Origin of the sequence: Glycomyces salinus (assembly GCF_016428645.1) — a bacterium.
Taxonomy (GTDB): Bacteria; Actinomycetota; Actinomycetes; order Mycobacteriales; family Micromonosporaceae; genus Glycomyces; species Glycomyces salinus.
Window position 1 is genome coordinate 33,837 of the sequence record NZ_JAELXW010000051.1, and the last position, 15,809, is coordinate 49,645.

The following is a 15,809-nucleotide window of genomic DNA, read 5'->3' on the forward strand; positions in this document are numbered from 1 at the left end:
ACTGAAAACGATTGTCATTATACTGGGAGCTTCGAAAGGAGGCGGGACATGTCCAGACGCTGTGACGTGACCGGCGCCGGACCGGGATTCGGCAACAACGTGCCGTGGTCCAAGCACAAGACCAAGCGCCGATGGGACGTCAACCTGCAGACCAAGCGGTACTTCCTGCCCAGCGAGGGGCGGCACGTGAAGCTGCGGGTCTCCACCAAGGGCATCAAGATCATCGACCGCGACGGGATCGAGGCCGTGGTGCAGCGCATCCGCGCGCAGGGAAGGAAGGTCTGAGATGGCGAACAAGTCCACCGACATCAGGCCGGTCATCAAGCTCCGCTCCACCGCGGGCACCGGCTACACGTACGTGACCAGGAAGAACCGCCGCAACCACCCGGACCGGCTCGTGCTGAAGAAGTACGACCCAACCATCCGGCGGCACGTGGAGTTCAGAGAGGAGCGCTAGTGACGAGCGCGACAGCAGAGCACGGAGCGAAGGAGCGCTGATGGCCAAGAAGAGTGCGATCGAGCGGCAGCGGCAACGGGAGGTCCTGGTCGAGCGGCACCGGGACCGGCGGGCCGAGCTCAAGGGGATCATCTCGCACCCGGACACCGATCCGGGCGATCGGGCCGAGGCGGTGCGGCGGTTGCAGAAGCTGCCGCGCGACTCCTCGCCGTCCCGCCTGCACACCCGCGACAGCGTCGACGGCCGCCCACGGGCGGTCTACCGCAAATTCGGACTGTCGCGTATCCGACTCCGCGAGATGGCTCACAGGGGCGAACTGCCTGGTATTCGCAAATCCTCCTGGTAGCGAACGGATTCGAACGACGGCGGTGCCCCGAATGCGGGGCGCCGCCGTCGCAGGACAGGGCTACTCTGAGGCTGTGCGAACTTACGGCTCGCGAGCATCGCTTAGAGCGCGAACGAGTTGTGAGACTGCTCTCAGCACCGGAACGGTGTGAGGGACTCGTGCGTTTAGCTCCTTGAACAAAGGAGAGAAAGAGAGTCATGGCCCAGACAATGGAGACCGCTTCGAGCGAGTCGCAGTCAGAGGACCGGACCGGCGAGCCGTCGCAGGTCGAGGTGCCGGCAAGCCCCGCATCACTGTGGGCGTCCGTCAGCACGGTCCACTACTCGGTCACCCACACCGGCGAGTGCGACTCACGCGCATGGATCGACTGCGATTGCGTGGTCCATATCGAGTCAACTACCACTGGTTGAGGCCGGTGGTTTGTCGCTCGTGCCCGCCGCTGGATACGGCGTATCGGCGACATTGGGCGTGTTGACGAAAGCCCAAGTCAAGCGTGCGCGGTCCCTGACATTGACCGAGGCTACCTGGTCGGCGGCTCCAGCGAGTCCGCAGCCGCCACAGGCGAAATCATCTCGATTGGGTCTATTGGCTTTCGCGGTGTGCCCGCATCGCGGGCACCGCCGCGAGGTGTTCCGTGCATCGGTGACCACCACCGGCACCCCGGCACGCTTCGCCTTGTAGGCGATGAAGGCCTGGAGTTGGTGGAAGGACCACGAGTTGAGCTCGCCTCGCTGGGCGGCTGGGAGCCGTACCCGATCGCGGATACCGGCGAGGTCTTCCATGCCGATCCCGCGACCGGTGCGTTCAGCCTCTGCTACGAGCTGCTTCGCGATCCGATGGTTGTTGTCCTTGACCGCCCGCGCCTCACGACGCGCGCGGGCCTTGAGCTTCTTCTTCGCCGACTTGGTTGCCTTGGCCTGCAACTCGGCCCGGACCTTCGCCATCCGCTTCCGATACCGGCGGAGCCCGGCGCCTGCGTAGTTGACGCCGTCCGAAGAGGTGGCGATGTTCACGATCCCCATGTCCACACCGAGGAACTCGGCCGGGTCGGCATTCGCCTCGGCATCGGGGACCGCGACCGTGGCCAGCAGATACCAGTTCCCGTCGCGAAGGACCAGGTCCGACTCGCCCCGCCGATAGCGTTCGAGGGTCTTGAGCTGGTCGGGGTGCCCTGTGAAGGCGACGTCCCGCATCCGGCCTTGAACGGTCCAGATCGACACCGACCGCGCGTCGTGCTGCCAGGACAGGCATCGGTCGTCGAACGCCTGGGCCGCATCGGCGCGGAACAAGACCGGTTTCGACTGCGACATCCGAGCGCGCTTGCCGCGCAGCCGCCCGGCTTTGATCAGTCCGGCGATGGCGGCGTAGGCGTGGCAGGTCTTCTTGATGACCAACTGCGCGACCTGGGAGCCGAGCCCACGGTCTTTCAGTTCGGTGTAGGTGTGCTGGCGCAGTGCGTACTCACGGGGCACTCCGTGCTCATAGGCCACGGCCGAGGTCCAGTTCGCCGCCTCGTTGACCGCTCGCAGAGTCGATGCCAACGCCTCGGCCTGCTCCGGCGTCGGCGAGAGCTTCACCTGCACGACCTGGTTACCCACCCGTCCCACGGTAGGAGCCGGGTACGACAACAACACCGCGAGCCGCACCCGAAATAGTGATATAACTCGGCCACAACTTGCTCACAATCACGCTTCGCGGGACCGCGAGTAAGCAATCGCCCCGAATACCTCTAGGCCATGAACGTCCTAGGTTGCTTTGGGAAGGAAACCAGCTGAACCGGGCCTTCACTCCGCCTCCACCATCGAGGCGCACTCCCGCGGGGCCGTCGGTCCGATCCCGAGTTCCACGCCGCCCTCGTAGAGGAACGACGCCTGCAACCCTTCGACCAGCAGCGGACAGCTCAGCGTCGTCTCGCGGGCTCCGCCACCGGGTTGCGTTATCGTCGCCTCGACCTCGGCCGATCCCGGCCGGGCGGTCGAGAGCGCCTGCGCGTCGCCCACCGACTCCCACATCTCGACCACCACCTCGGGGTACGAGGTGATCGTCCATTCGGCGTCGAGCTCGATCTCGATGTTCTCGGCCCCGGACGGGGGCGCGAAGGGGCACCGTTCCGCGTCAGGGTCGGCCGCGCAGGCGTCGAAGTACCCGCGCAGGAGCTCGTTCAGCAGTCCGAGGCCGGCCTCGGACATCCGCGGCGACGACGCCCCGCCCAGGCCGGTCGTCTCCTGCCCGCCCAGTCCGACCGAGCTGCGCCCGAGGACGAGCCTCTCGGGCATGTCGAATTCGAGCGTGTCCGGAGCCGAGCCGTAGAACTCGTAGACCCCGGGCAGGAGCCGCAGGAACACCGAGTTCTCGACTTCCGTGGTGACGCCGTTGATCTCGATCATGCCTACGGCGGGGTTCGGGTAGAACTCGGTCTCCCTGTACCCGGAGAGCACGAAGGGCTCGCCGTCGTCGATGGCCACGGTCAGGCGGTCGCCGAGCCTGGTGCCGTCATACGCCTCGATCTCGACGTAGACATCGGCGGTGGCGTCGAACCCTCCCCGGTTCTCCCGGTATCCGACCTGTGCGATCTCGGTGATATCCCAGCTGTCGTCAAGGGTCGCCGGTGTCAGAGTCTCCTCGTCGTCCTCAGAGTCGGTCATCGACAGCGCGGTCTCGACGTCCCCTTCGCGGACCGCTTCCAGGAAGGCGCGCACGGTCCGCTCCGCGATCGGTTCCTGGCCGGGCAGCCACGACCACGCGGTCGTGATCGCGGCGGCCAGAGTGAGGGCGGCGGCGGCGAGGCCCAGGTAGGCGTTCGGGATCCGGCGACGCCGCGGCGGGGCGGGATCCAGTCCGGGCCCGGAATCAGGCGCCGGACCGGCGAGATCGAGGTGAATCTCCGATTCCTGGGAGTTCGGTCCCCGTGGGGAACTGTCGGGATCGGACAACTGCGCTCCCAAAACGAGACTGCTACCGTGAGGCTCAGTGTAGCGTTTTCACGAAGGAACTCCATGTCCCGTTTCGCCCGGATCACCACCGTCGCGCGTGACCTGGCCGCCAGAGCGCGCCTCCGCGCCGACAGCATGCCGAGGCCGCTGTTCCTGGTCGCGCTCGCGGCCTCTGCGGTGCTGCTGGCCGCGGCGGTCGAGTCGCTGTCGGGCATCGATGAACGGACCACCGACGTCGAGGAGTCGTCCGCGGCGACCGTTGACGAGTTCTCGGGCACCGAGGTCGACGGCATCGAGCTGGAGCTGCTCGAATACGGCTTCGGGGCCATCGATGACCCACAGGGCGGGCAACGGATCAGCCTCGGCGCGATCGTACGCAACCCCACCGACGCCGAGGTGTACATCGAGTCGATGCGACTGTCGGGCCTGCGTCCGGACGGTGAGGCCACGGACCACGAGTTCTTTCTGGGAAGGGTCCCGCCCGGGGCCGAGGTGACCGTGGGGCTCGTGCTGCCGCTGCGACCCGAACTCGTGGACATGGACTCGCTGGAGCTGGAGATCGGCGAGGTGACCGCTTTCGAGTTCGACCTCGAGCCGACCGGGGAACCCGGATACGCGATCCGGCCGCCGCCCGAGATCACGATGCTGGGGATGGAGCCCACCGTCGCTCCGCAGGGACATCGGCTGAACTACGAGATCACGATCGACGGCGAGGAGGACTACTCCTCCCACAGCGTCAGCCTGCTCTTCCGAAACGAGGAGGGCGACATCGTCGGCGGTATTCCGGCGACGGACCACCCCTTCGCCTACGCGGAGGGCGCCTTCAACTCGCGGCACTTCCCCGCCGGGACCTCGGTCCAGTACGTCGACCTGCCCGACGACGAGGTGCCGGAGGAGGCCGAGCTCTCCCGGACCGAGATCGGCCTCGCGTCCTGAGCCGCTCCGTCGGTCGAGAGAGCCGGGTGCCGGGGCGCAGTAGAATCAGTCCGGCGCGTTCCCCCCGGCTTCCTCGAAAGGCGACAACATATGGGCGACTACGAGCGGATTCAGGTCGATGAGGACGTGTCCTCGGACAATCCGGTGGACAACTTCATGGGCAACCTGCCGGGCATCAACGCGGTCCAGGGCGTCAACCAGGGCGCGGACGCGGCCGGCACCGTCTGGGACATGGTCCAGGGCGACACCGGCGTGGGCGAGGGGCTGACCGATATCGGCCTGGGCGTGGCCTCGTTCGCTTCACAGGCCGGCGCCTTCGTCGCAGACCCGGTCGGCACACTCGCCGCCTGGGGTCTGGACATCCTGTTGAGCCTGGTCACGCCGCTTCAGGACGCGCTCGACTGGGTGAGCGGCAGCCCGGGCGACATGCAGGACGCCGCGGAACTGTGGAACCGGATAGCGCAGGCCGACGTCGACCTCAGCCAGGCCGTGGTCGACAACATGCAGCCGCTGAGCAACTGGGTCGGGCGGGACGGCGCGGCCGCCGCGCTCAAGACCAACCTGATCGGCGCCGGACTCTACGGGGCCGGGGTCATGGCGAACGAGATCGCCCAGTCGCTGGCATGGGCCCAGATGATGGCCGACGCGATCCAGTCGGTCATCAAGTTCCTCATCTCCCAGCTCATCAAGTACTTCATCACCGAGATCGCCCCGATGATCCTGGGCGGGGCGTTCACGTTCGGCGCGACGGCCGCGACCGGCGTCGCGTGGGCCTCGGTGCGGGCAGCCCAGACGGCCACCAACGTCGCCAGCAAGATCAGCCAGATGACGGGCCTGTTCGGCAGGCTCATGGGCGTGCTGGCCAAGATCGGCAGCAGCAACACCGCCGTGGTCGCCATCGACGCGCTCCGCAACGGCGTCCCCGACGCGATCGGCATGAGCCAGAACGCCGGAGGGGACTTCCAGGCCATCCAGCCCGGTCAGGGCGGACTGCAAGGCCCGGGTCTCGGGCTCCAGGTCGACACCGAGGAGATCCAGTCGACGGTCCCGGTGTTCGGGCAGATCGCCGAGGACACCGGCGGGGTCGCCGACGTCGTTGACCAGGCCGCCAAGGAAGGTCTCACCTGGGGCATCACCGGCCTGTTCTTCGCCGACGGGTACAACCAGAAGGTCGCCGAACTCAAGGAGCTGATGCAGTTCGGCAAGGAGACGGTGAATCTCCTGGCCGACAACCTTCAGGCGGCCGCCGAGGACTGGGGCAGCGCGGAAGAGGAGATCTCGCAGATATTCAGCGGCATCGAGGTCGTCATCGTCGTCGAAGTTCCCGACCCCGGGTGCTGACGTGGGCGCGCGCCTGATCATCCACGCCCCGCGCGTCGAGACCGAGGACATCGATCCTGATTCGGTGACCGGAGTGGTTCTGCGGGGCGGCGCCTCGCCGGCCGTCCGCGTGGACGGCAGCGCCGTCGACGAGCATCCCGAGCGGGGGTCCGACCGCCGCATGGAGGTGCCGCTGCGGCCCGGGAAGCACCGGGTCGAGGTCATGGTCAAGCAGACGTACGAGACCGTGCTGGTCGACCTCGCCGAGGACGAGACCGCGGAGCTGCGGATCGCGTACAAGCGGGACCGGCTCGGCGGCGAGGACCGGCTGTTCGTCGGCTCCAAGCCGTACGTGGACCGGGCCTTCGCCGTGAACCGGTCGGCCGGGTGGGGAGCCTTCGGCTGCGGCGTCGGGCTGTGGTTCCTCGCCCTGGCCGTCGTCGGCGCGCTCGTCGGGGTCTTCGGCGCCTCGCTCGGGCTCGAACCCGGACAGGCCGTCGCCGGGGCGCTCGTGGCGGCCACCGCGGTCGCGGTCGTCGGCGGGCTCCTCGTCTGGCTGGCTTCGCGGCGGAAAGTCCCCGACGCCGGTGAGGTCGCCACCGGTCCGGTCCCCATGGGCGGCGGCGCGCAGGTGCTTCCGGCCGCGGTGTCCCCGCCCGCGGGGCGGTCGGGGATCGTGCTGCGGGTGCGCCCGCGGTCGCGCACGCTGAACATGATCGGCTTCACCAAGCGGCTGCGCGACACCGTGCGCGCGACCTACTACGAGTTCTACTTCAACGAGCTGGTCGACTGGGTGGCGCCGCCGCGGGTGACCCTCGACGGACGCGAGTTGGGCGCGGCCTGGGGCACATGGTGGATCCCGGCCGGGGCCGGGATGCACCGGCTCCGGGTCGAGATCGACGGGATCGGCGGCTACGAGGTCGCAGGCGTCGCCGGGGAGACCGACGTCCGGGTCGGCGGCGGGATCGCGCGCGTGGTGGCCCGGTTCAACTTCATCGCCATGGCCCACCGGCGCCACGAGCGCCACCCGGCGCTCGAGTCGCGCTGGCAGCGGGTCATGCGGCGCGCCGACCGCTACGAGGACATGGCCGGTCAGGCGCTGGCCGAACCCGATCTCGAGTTCGAGCGGCTTCCAGAGCAGAGCGAGGGCGGCGGGAGCTGAAGCCCCCGCCGCCCTCCGCGGATCGTCAGAGGCGCTCGATCAGGAAGCGTTCGACCTGGTCGATCGCGACGCGCTCCTGCTTCATCGAGTCGCGGTCGCGGATGGTCACGGCCTGGTCTTCGAGGGTGTCGAAGTCGACGGTGATGCAGTAGGGCGTGCCGATCTCGTCGGCGCGGCGGTAGCGGCGGCCGATGGCTCCGGCGTCGTCGAAGTCGACGTTCCAGTGGCGGCGCAGCCGCGCGGCCAGGTCCTTGGCCTTCGGCGAGAGCTTCTCGTTGCGGGACAGCGGCAGCACCGCGGCCTTGACCGGGGCCAGGCGCGGGTCGAAGCGCATGACGGTGCGCTTGTCGACCCCGCCCTTGGTGTTGGGGGCCTCGTCGACGTCGTAGGCCTCCAGCAGGAAGGCCAGGACCGAGCGGGTGAGGCCGGCCGCGGGCTCGATGACGTACGGCGTCCACCGCTCGCCCTTGGCCTGGTCGAAGTAGGACAGGTCGACCCCGGAGTGGGCGGCGTGGGTGGACAGGTCGAAGTCGGTGCGGTTGGCGATGCCCTCGAGCTCGCCGAACTCGCCGCCGCCGAACTGGAAGCGGTACTCGATGTCGATGGTGCGCTTGGAGTAGTGGCTGAGCTTGTCCTTGGGGTGCTCGAAGCGCCGCAGGTTCGACTCGGAGAGGCCGAGGTCGACGTACCAGTCCCAGCGCTGCTGGATCCAGTAGTCGAACCACTCCTCGTCGGTGCCCGGCTCGACGAAGTACTCCATCTCCATCTGCTCGAACTCGCGGGTGCGGAAGATGAAGTTGCCCGGCGTGATCTCGTTGCGGAAGGACTTGCCGGTCTGGGCGATGCCGAACGGCGGCTTCCTGCGCGAGGAGGTCATCACGTTGGTGAAGTTCACGAAGATGCCCTGCGCGGTCTCCGGGCGCAGGTAGTGCTCGTTCTCGCTCTCCTCGGTGGCGCCGAGGTAGGTCTTCATCAGGCCGTTGAACATGCGCGGGTCGGTGAACGAGCCGCGGGCGCCGCAGTTGGGGCAGGCCAGGTCGGCCAGGCCGCCCTCGGGCTCGCGGCCGTCGTGCTTCTCCTGGTAGGCCTCGATGAGGTGGTCGGCGCGGAAGCGCTTGTGGCACGACTGGCACTCGGTGAGCGGGTCGACGAATTCCTTGAGGTGGCCGCTGGCCTCCCAGACCTGCGGGTTGAGCACGACAGCCGAGTCGAGGCCGACCACGTCGTCCCGGCTCCGCACCATGGAGTTCCACCACTCGCGGCGGATGTTCTCCTTCAGCTCCACGCCGAGGGGTCCGTAGTCCCAGGCCGAGCGGGTACCTCCGTAGATCTCCGAGCTGGGGAAGACGAAGCCGCGGCGCTTGCACAGGCTGATGAGTGCGTCGGTACGGTCGTGGGACACGATGATTCCTCTCGATCCGGCTGGCGGTCGGTGAGACAACAGTAATTTTCTCAGAAGGCGCGGTAGGCCGGTCGAATCCGATTCGCAGTGGGACGAGAGCCGCTGGTGCGAATCTGTGGCTTCGCGGGCGTCGCCGTGGAGGGCCAACCGCTGAGCAAGCCTACCTCGCAGCGGCCCGCCCTCTGATGACCCCTCTCCCGACAGCGATACGAGTCAACGCTGCCGCAGGTCGGTCAGGTGCTGTTCGAAGCCCTCGCGGGCCTCGGCGTGCTCGGGGGAGGCCAGCCAGGTCAGGGCGTCCTCGCCGACCGCGACCGCCCCGGCGGCGTCGCCGAGCTCGGCCAGCAGCCACATGGTCTGGTGCGCGGTCAGGATCGCCCGTTCCAGCATCAGCGGCCCGTCGCGGAAGACCGCCAGTGCGCGCCGCTGGAGGTCGAGCACGGGCTCGGCCTCGTCGCGATGCAGGCCCCGCTCTCCGGCGTTGGCCTCCAGGAACTGGAAGGTCAGCTGCGCGTGCTGACGGTAGGTCTCGCCCAGCTCGAAGCGGCAGATCTCGCGGGCGTCCGCGACGGCGCCCTCGTCGGCGCGGATCTCGAGCAGGCGGGCGGCGATGCGGGCCATCGTCTGGAGGCCCTCGGCGAAGGCGTCGTCCCCGGCGACGGTGCGCAGCAGCCACACCCGGGCGCGGCTCACCCGGGTCCAGGCGGTCAGGTCCCCGATGTGCTCGGCGGCGGCAGCCGCGCGGGTGTAGACCTCCAGGGAGTGCTCGTACTCGCCGAGCTTCTCGAGCAGTTCCGCGGTCAGGAACAGCGTGTCGCAGTACAGGCGGGCGGAGTACTCGTCGTCGGCGTTCTCCAGCAGCGCGAGCGAGGCCAGTCCGTGCTCGGCGGCCCGGCGCGTCTCCTCGAGCCGGTCGTAGGACTCGGCGAGGTTGAACCTGACCGTGCACACCCGCCAGAGCTCGGTGTCGGGCAGGTCGGCCAAGGCCGCCTCGAGGACGGGCACCGCCTCGGCGCGGCGGTCCAGTTCGATGAGGGCGACGCCCATGAGGTGGCGGGCGATGGCGGCCGGGATCTCCATCTCCGCCGCGTCGCAGTGGACCGCGGCGTTCAAGGCGCTGTCGAAGGTGGCCGTGTAGTCCCCGAAGCGCATGTGGAACTCGGCCGACTGGAGGTGGAGCTTGGCCGCCACGGCCTGGTTCGGCTCGCCCCCCAGGTGGGAGATGCCTTCGCGGCAGAGCGCGAAGGCCGCCTCGTACTCGCCGGTCAGCGCGATCCGGTCGGCCAGGTCGGCGCAGATGCGGGCGGCGGCCCAATGCGCCCGGGCCGCCTTCGCGTGGTCGAGGGCGCCGCGGAGCAGGGCGATCTCGGTCCCGGCGTCGGCGGCGAGGTGGGCGCGCAGTTCGGCCAGTTCGCAGCGGCGGACCGAGGCCCAGCATTCGGCGCGGCCGTCCAGGGACTCCTCGAGTTCGCGGGCGCGCTCGTCGAGGTCGGGCGGGAGCACGGTGCGGTCGTCTCCGGCTGCGATGTACTCGCTCCGCAGGCACAGCAGCTGGACGGTGTGGAAGCTGCGGTCGTCGATGAGCTGCTCGGCGCGGAGCCGCCAGGTCTCGGCCAGGACCTCGGCGGCCTCGGCGCCGGCCCGCTCGGGTTCGCCGCCGGCCCGGTGGAGGACGGCGAAGGCGTTCGCGACCAGGGCGCGGCCGGGCTGCCCGGCCAGGCCGAACAGCTCCGCCGCGCGGGCGAGGTGGGCGCGGGCGCGGTCGTGGTCGGAAGTCAGGGAGGCCTCGGAGTGGGCGATCTCGGCCCGGTGGTCGGCGATCAGCTCGATGCCGAGGCGCTCGGCGATCGCGCCGACGCGCAGCCACCGCTTCCAGGTGTCGGACGCGCAGTCGTCGAAGGCGGCGTAGGCGGCGTCGATGGCCTGGTCGAGGTCGGCGCCGGAGACCGTCTCGGGGAGGTCGGGGGCGATCGGCGCGGGGCGGGCCAGCTCCTTGAGTCCGAGGTGGACCCGTTCCTCGTAGGGGGGCGAGGACACGAACGCGTCGGAGCGGCGCGAGTGGTGGTCGCCGCCGTTGCGCTCGTCGAAGCGGGCGGTGATGGCGCGGCGCTCGGCGTCGGCCCAGTCGTGGAGTTCGGCGGCGCTCCACTCGCGACCGGCCGGTCCGGGGACGGCGGCGCCGGACAGTCCGAGGGCGCCCAGCCGCTTGCAGGTCAGGACGGCGATCTCGAGGAGCCGCTGGCGGTCGCGCACGCCCAGGTCGAGGTCGAAGAAGCGGGCGTGGTCGGCGAGGATCTCGACGGCGCGGGCCTCGTTGCCGGTCAGGGCGCAGAACTCGGCGTGCAGGGCGATCATGTGGACCATGTCCTCTTTGCCCCGGCACATGGTGTAGCCGCGGAGGTGGTTGGCGCGGGCCCGGTCGCCGCGTCCGAGTTCGACCAGCGGCACCAGGGACAGTGCGAGGGCGAAGTGGGGCTGGTGGGCGCAGTTGTGCTCGCCGTCCAAGATCGGGTCGAGCAGTTTCATGGCCTCGGCCGCGCCGTCGTCCTCGGCGTCGAAGATGATCTTGGCGAGGCCGGAGTGGCGGCAGGCGGCGCAGTCGCTCATGTCGTCCTCTTCGGACGCGCCGAGCTCCTCGATGGTCCGCAGGACGCGGTCGCGGTCGCCCACGTGGTAGGCCAGCTGCATCTCGTAGGCGGCGGGGGCGTTCATCGTGTACCCGGCCTCGGCGTAGCGGCGGCGCATCTCGGACAGCCAGTGCTCGATCGACTCCAGGGGCACGTCGGGCTGCTCGATCATCTTGTCGACGATCCATTTGAAGGTCCAGTACAGCGACCTGGTCAGGTAGCCGTCGAAGTGCTCGGGCCGGGAGTCGAAGTTGCGCAGCAGCCGCGCGAACGGGGCCAGCAGGCGGGTGGAGTCGCGCGAGAACTCGTAGGCGTCGACCAGGCCGGAAAGGGCGTAGTTGACCAGCGCGGGGTCCCCGATCGCGTCGGCCGCCTCGACGGCCTTCTCCAGGGCCTCGACCTTGGCCTCACCCGCCTCCTCGAAACGGATCTCGTTCAGCAGTCTCCAGATCTCGTCCGGGTCGGGGGTCTGCATCGAGGGTCAGTCCTTTGTGATGTGTTCCGGTAGGTGCGAACAAGGGCGCGGTCTTCCCGCTTCGCTCGGAGGTAGGTCGGCGTGAGTCAGGTTAGCAAACCCGCGCGAGCCGACGCCCTTGTCGATATCGGGTAATCTGACCGTTGCATCCGGCCCCACACGCGAGGTAGCGACGTGACCTTCCCACCCCAGTCGAATCCCCCTCAACCGGCGTATCCGCCTCCCCCGCAGGCCGGTCCCGGCGGCGCCTACGGACCCGTGCCGGTCCGCGCCGACCAGCCGGTCCCCGGCCAGGCGCCACCGCCGCAGATGACGATGAACAAGCCCGGCACGGTGACCGGCATCCAGGCGATCCTGTGGATCTTCTCGGCGATCGGCATCATCGGCGACGCCCTCTCGGTCATCTCCCTGATCGAATTCTTCAGCCCGTTCGGGCTGATCGCTCTGGCCTACACGCTCTACACGACCGTCCAGGCGCTGCTGAGCCCCGTCCAGATCGGCCGCGGCAAGCGCTGGGCCTGGATCTGGACACTGGTGACGGTCATCCTCGGCCTGGCGCTGTCGTGCGCCTCGATCGTCTTCGGCGTCATCTTCATCGAGACCGCCTGGCTCTCGCTCATCGTCGGCGGGGTGCTCGCCGGGCCCTACGGAATCCTGCTGGGCCTGCTGGCGAGCAAGTCGGCGCGGGCCTGGATCCTGATGCACCGCATCCAGAGAGGCGAGGTCTCGGCCGCGGCGATGCCGGGCATGGCGCCGGGCGCGGCCTCCGGCGCGCCGACGGCGGCCGCTTCCGGGCCGGCCCGGGAACCGGAGCGGCCGGCGAACCGTCCGGCGACGGTGAACGTCGCGCTGATCGCGTTCGCGGCGCTGATCGGGATGTTCCTGTGGCAGGCGGGAGAGATCGTCGCCGAGTTCAACTACCAGAGCAGCATCCACGACTACACGGTCAGCGAGCTGATTCGGCGCCCGCGCTTCTGGGAGGTGTACTGGTACCCGCTGATCATCGGGCTCGTGACCGTCATCGGTGCCCTCGTCTCCGCGATCCTGCTGCTGAAAGGAAGGTTCGCGGGACGGGTGTTCACCTTCGTCTGGCCCCCGCTGGTGATCGGTCCGTACGCGTTCTACCTCATCCGCTGGGCTGATGAGCACGCCCACTTCGCCGACTACCCCGAGGCCATCCGGGCCGACCTGGAAGGGCCCATCGCCTCCTCGGTCGCCTTCAGCTACGTCCGGGCCGGGCTGATCGCGCTGGTCGTGATCATGGTGTTCCTGCCGGGAGTGCGGCGCTGGACGCCGCGCAGGCCCGCGGCACCGCTGGTGATGGTCGTCCACGCTCCCGGGCAGCCCCCGCAGGAGACAGGACCGCCGACGCAGTTCGCCGCGCCTCCGGGCGGGCCGCAGCAGCCGCCGTATCCGCCCCGGTATTAGGCGTCGTGCTCCCAGCCGCAGACGGAGGCGTCGATGTTGCCGTCGGACTGGTCGATGTGCAGGTCGAGGACCACGTTGGAGCCGTCGTCGAGCTCCATCAGGACCTCGCCGCCGACCGCGGTCTCCCGCAGTGAGACGACCTCGGCCCCGTCGGCGTCCCAGGTCTCCCATTCGTCGACGAAGGAGTCGACCGGGTCCTCCCTCAGGCTGGGGCATAGCCGGTTGTGGGCCTGGTCCCAGCGCTGGGCGGCCACGTCGTCCATGAAGCTCGCGGCGGTGTCCTCGAGCCGGTCGTAGACGGAGTTGAGGAACACGACCGAGGAGATCACCAGCGCCAGGATGACCGCGCCCGCGATCCCGACGCCGCCGAGGATGCCGAGGACGAGCTTGGTCGCGAAGCGGCCGCGGTCGCGTTCGGACGGCGGGGCCGCGAACGGTACCGGGACGCCCGCCGGGGCGGGGTACTCCTCGACCGGGGAGGGCGCCGTCGGCTCGCGGTCGGCGGTGGTCGGCGGCAGCGCTAGGGCCTCCTCGGTGGAGTCGGCCGCCCCGGGTTCGGGAGCGGAGTTCTCCGGCCGTTCGGGATCGGAGACTCCAGTGGGCGCGGTTTCGGTGCGCGCCGGCTCGGAGGCGTCGCTCATGTGGCGGCCTCCCGGCGGGCGGCGTCGGGGTCGTCGGCGCGGTCGGAACCGGAGCGAACCGGTTCGCCGCCGGGGGCGCACTCGGCGAGGACCTCGAAGCCCGACGCCTCCGGCAGCGCCCGAGACAGCAGCGGCGTCGACATCTTCACCTGGTAGTTCGACAGCGCGCGGCGGTAGGCGCCCACGCCGGCCCACTCGGTCCACAGCAGCCAGGTGTCATCGTCGTCGACGGCGCGGGACAGCCCGCCGCGTTCGTAGCCCTGGCAGGAGGCCAGGGCCGAGAGCGCGGTCTCGGCCTCGCGCGCGAAATCATCCGTTTCCCGTTCGGGGACGGCGAAACGATACAGAACCAGCATCGCCCTTCAGCCTACTTCGAACACGAGGCGCACAGTCCGTGGAGTTCGAGGGTGTGCCCGACGTCGGTGAACCCGTGCTCGGCGGCCACCTTGCCGGCCCAGCGCTCGACGGTGGGCCCGGCGACTTCGACGGTCTTGCCGCACGAGCGGCACACCAGGTGGTGGTGGTGCTCCTCGGCGCCGCACAGCCGGTACAGGTGGTCGCCGCCGGGCAGGCGCATGACGTCCACCATTCCGGCGTCGGCGAAGGCCTGGAGGGTGCGGTAGACGGTGGTCAGCCCGATTTTGGACCCGCTCTCGCGGAGGATGGCGTGCAGGTCCTGGGCGCTGCGGAAGGCGTCGTCGCTCTCCAGCAGCTCCAGGATCGCGGTCCGCTGCTTGGTGGACCGCGCCATGTTCTCCGTCGGCGGCTTAGACACAGTGTTCACTCCAGTTCGGGTTGCGGTGGGTGACCGGCGGGCCCACTTAGCGCTCCTCCTTGGCGTGGTTGACGGCGTCGGTGACGATGTGGGCGATGTGGTCGTCGATCAGACTGTACGAGATCTCCCGTCCCGACCGGGCCCCGCGCACGATACCCGCCCCGCGGAGGACCCGCAAATGCTGTGAGACCAGCGGCTGCGTCACGCCGAGCGTCTCGACGATCTGGTGGACGTACTTGGGTCCCTGGGCCAGCTCCATCACGATGGCGATCCGCAGCGGCGCGGCCAGGGCCCGCAGCAGTTCCCCCGCCGACTCGTAGTCGGCGGGCGTGGACTCGGCAAGCTCGGTTTCAGTCCGCACAGGGCAAAAGTATCGCGTCTGCCGGACTTCGACCTGCCGAGGTGCCCCTCTCGGCATTGAAAATCATCCCCCTACCGGCAATTCGACCTCGAGCGGCTCGCCTTCGGGCGGCAGGTGGCGCCGCCGGGTGCGCCGGAGGCGGTGGACCAGCGAGGCCAGGGCGGCGCAGACGATGAACGCGGCGACGCCGATGAGCACGATGGTCGCCCCGGGAGGGACGTCCTGGACGGCCGAGGCCATGACTCCGGCCCCGGCGATGACGAACCCGGCGCCCATCGCGCCGAACATGGTGGCGCGGAAAGAGCCGGTGAACTGCTGGACGGTGACCACCGGGATCACCAGCAGGGCGCTGACCAGGAGCAGGCCGACCGCGCGCATGGAGACCGAGACGGTCACCGCGGTCGTGATCAGCAGGAGCAGGTTGAGCCCGGCCACCGGGAGGCCGGCGACGCGCGCGTACTGCTCGTCGGCGCAGATGGCCGACATCCACGGCCGCAGCAGGAGCATCAGGACGGCGACCGCCGTGCCTCCGGCGACGATGGTCCACACCTCCGCCCATCCGGCGGTGAGCAGGGATCCGAACAGGTAGGAGTGGAGGTTGGCCACGCCCTTGTCGGAGGCGATGCCGGTCAGGTAGACGCCGCCGGCGATGCCGCCGTAGAACAGCATGGCCAGGGCGACGTCGCCGGAGGTCTTGGAGTGGCTGCGCAGCAGCTCCATGACCAGGGCGGCGGCGACGGTGGTGGCGAGGGTGGTCCAGATCGGCTCGGTGGAGGTCAGGAAGCCGATCGCGACGCCGGTGAGCGCGATGTGGCCGAGTCCGTCGCCGATGAGCGCCAGGCGCTTCTGGACGAGGAAGACGCCGACGGCCGGGGCGCACAGGCCGACGACCAGCGCGCTGATGAGGGCGCGCTGCATGAACTCGTATTGGAGGATCGACAGGTCG

Annotated in this window: 16 protein-coding genes; 7 read left to right on the forward strand and 9 right to left on the reverse strand. The window is 69.4% G+C overall.

The annotated features are described in order from the left end of the window. The first annotated feature begins 48 nt into the window (after positions 1 to 48). The 3 genes from rpmB to rpsN are packed head-to-tail and all read left to right on the forward strand — an operon-like array spanning position 49 to position 803. Positions 49 to 285: a 50S ribosomal protein L28 gene (rpmB, locus tag JFB92_RS15070; RefSeq protein WP_199040414.1), complete on the forward strand. Its 237-nt coding sequence runs from the start codon at positions 49 to 51 to the stop codon at positions 283 to 285. Between the two features lies 1 nt (position 286). Beyond that, positions 287 to 457, forward strand: coding sequence for a 50S ribosomal protein L33 (rpmG, locus tag JFB92_RS15075; protein WP_199040416.1), 171 nt, complete (start codon positions 287 to 289; stop codon positions 455 to 457). Between the two features lie 40 nt (positions 458 to 497). Next, on the forward strand, positions 498 to 803 hold the full coding sequence (rpsN, locus tag JFB92_RS15080; protein ID WP_199040418.1) for a 30S ribosomal protein S14: 306 nt from the start codon (positions 498 to 500) through the stop codon (positions 801 to 803). 392 nt (positions 804 to 1,195) lie between these two features. Here the strand turns inward: rpsN and JFB92_RS15085 are convergent, their stop codons facing one another. Both JFB92_RS15085 and JFB92_RS15090 read right to left on the reverse strand, forming a co-directional pair. After that, on the reverse strand, positions 1,196 to 2,449 hold the full coding sequence (locus JFB92_RS15085; RefSeq protein ID WP_199040420.1) for an RNA-guided endonuclease InsQ/TnpB family protein: 1,254 nt from the start codon (positions 2,447 to 2,449) through the stop codon (positions 1,196 to 1,198). Between the two features lie 138 nt (positions 2,450 to 2,587). Continuing rightward, positions 2,588 to 3,736, reverse strand: a complete 1,149-nt coding sequence (locus tag JFB92_RS15090; protein ID WP_199040422.1) for a hypothetical protein — start codon at positions 3,734 to 3,736, stop codon at positions 2,588 to 2,590. A gap of 63 nt (positions 3,737 to 3,799) precedes the next feature. Between JFB92_RS15090 and JFB92_RS15095 the strand changes: the two genes are divergently transcribed. The 3 genes from JFB92_RS15095 to JFB92_RS15105 all read left to right on the forward strand — a co-directional run bounded on the left by JFB92_RS15095 (position 3,800) and on the right by JFB92_RS15105 (position 7,154). Continuing rightward, a complete protein-coding gene (locus tag JFB92_RS15095; RefSeq protein WP_199040424.1) occupies positions 3,800 to 4,672 on the forward strand; it encodes a hypothetical protein in 873 nt (290 codons plus the stop codon). Positions 4,673 to 4,762: 90 nt separating this feature from the next. Beyond that, a complete protein-coding gene (locus JFB92_RS15100) occupies positions 4,763 to 6,013 on the forward strand; it encodes a hypothetical protein (protein ID WP_199040426.1) in 1,251 nt (416 codons plus the stop codon). Position 6,014: 1 nt separating this feature from the next. Next, the gene (locus JFB92_RS15105; RefSeq protein ID WP_199040428.1) at positions 6,015 to 7,154 is read left to right on the forward strand and encodes a hypothetical protein; all 1,140 of its coding nucleotides are present in this window, start codon (positions 6,015 to 6,017) and stop codon (positions 7,152 to 7,154) included. A gap of 25 nt (positions 7,155 to 7,179) precedes the next feature. Here the strand turns inward: JFB92_RS15105 and JFB92_RS15110 are convergent, their stop codons facing one another. Then, complete coding sequence (locus JFB92_RS15110; RefSeq protein ID WP_199040430.1) at positions 7,180 to 8,556, reverse strand: glycine--tRNA ligase; 1,377 nt, start codon at positions 8,554 to 8,556, stop codon at positions 7,180 to 7,182. Positions 8,557 to 8,769: 213 nt separating this feature from the next. Beyond that, complete coding sequence (locus JFB92_RS15115; protein ID WP_199040433.1) at positions 8,770 to 11,658, reverse strand: hypothetical protein; 2,889 nt, start codon at positions 11,656 to 11,658, stop codon at positions 8,770 to 8,772. A gap of 174 nt (positions 11,659 to 11,832) precedes the next feature. Here JFB92_RS15115 and JFB92_RS15120 point away from each other — a divergent pair, with 174 nt between their 5' ends. Continuing rightward, positions 11,833 to 13,086 carry a hypothetical protein gene (locus JFB92_RS15120; protein WP_199040436.1) on the forward strand — a complete coding sequence of 418 codons (1,254 nt, stop codon included), beginning with the start codon at positions 11,833 to 11,835 and terminating at the stop codon, positions 13,084 to 13,086. On the opposite strand, the gene JFB92_RS15125 is transcribed toward JFB92_RS15120, so the two are convergent. The 5 genes from JFB92_RS15125 to JFB92_RS15145 form a co-directional block, all read right to left on the reverse strand. Continuing rightward, positions 13,083 to 13,727: a hypothetical protein gene (locus JFB92_RS15125; protein WP_199040439.1), complete on the reverse strand. Its 645-nt coding sequence runs from the start codon at positions 13,725 to 13,727 to the stop codon at positions 13,083 to 13,085. The genes JFB92_RS15120 and JFB92_RS15125 overlap by 4 nt on opposite strands. Beyond that, on the reverse strand, positions 13,724 to 14,083 hold the full coding sequence (locus JFB92_RS15130; protein WP_199040442.1) for an antibiotic biosynthesis monooxygenase family protein: 360 nt from the start codon (positions 14,081 to 14,083) through the stop codon (positions 13,724 to 13,726). Before JFB92_RS15130 ends, JFB92_RS15125 begins: the two co-directional genes overlap by 4 nt. Positions 14,084 to 14,094: 11 nt before the next feature. Next, positions 14,095 to 14,478 (reverse strand): Fur family transcriptional regulator, encoded by a 384-nt coding sequence (locus tag JFB92_RS15135; RefSeq protein WP_199040445.1) that lies wholly within the window; start codon positions 14,476 to 14,478, stop codon positions 14,095 to 14,097. 70 nt (positions 14,479 to 14,548) lie between these two features. Then, on the reverse strand, positions 14,549 to 14,863 hold the full coding sequence (locus JFB92_RS26230; protein WP_307789169.1) for an ArsR/SmtB family transcription factor: 315 nt from the start codon (positions 14,861 to 14,863) through the stop codon (positions 14,549 to 14,551). A gap of 63 nt (positions 14,864 to 14,926) precedes the next feature. Then, positions 14,927 to 15,805 carry a metal ABC transporter permease gene (locus JFB92_RS15145; RefSeq protein ID WP_372451651.1) on the reverse strand — a complete coding sequence of 293 codons (879 nt, stop codon included), beginning with the start codon at positions 15,803 to 15,805 and terminating at the stop codon, positions 14,927 to 14,929. Positions 15,806 to 15,809: the final 4 nt, after the last annotated feature.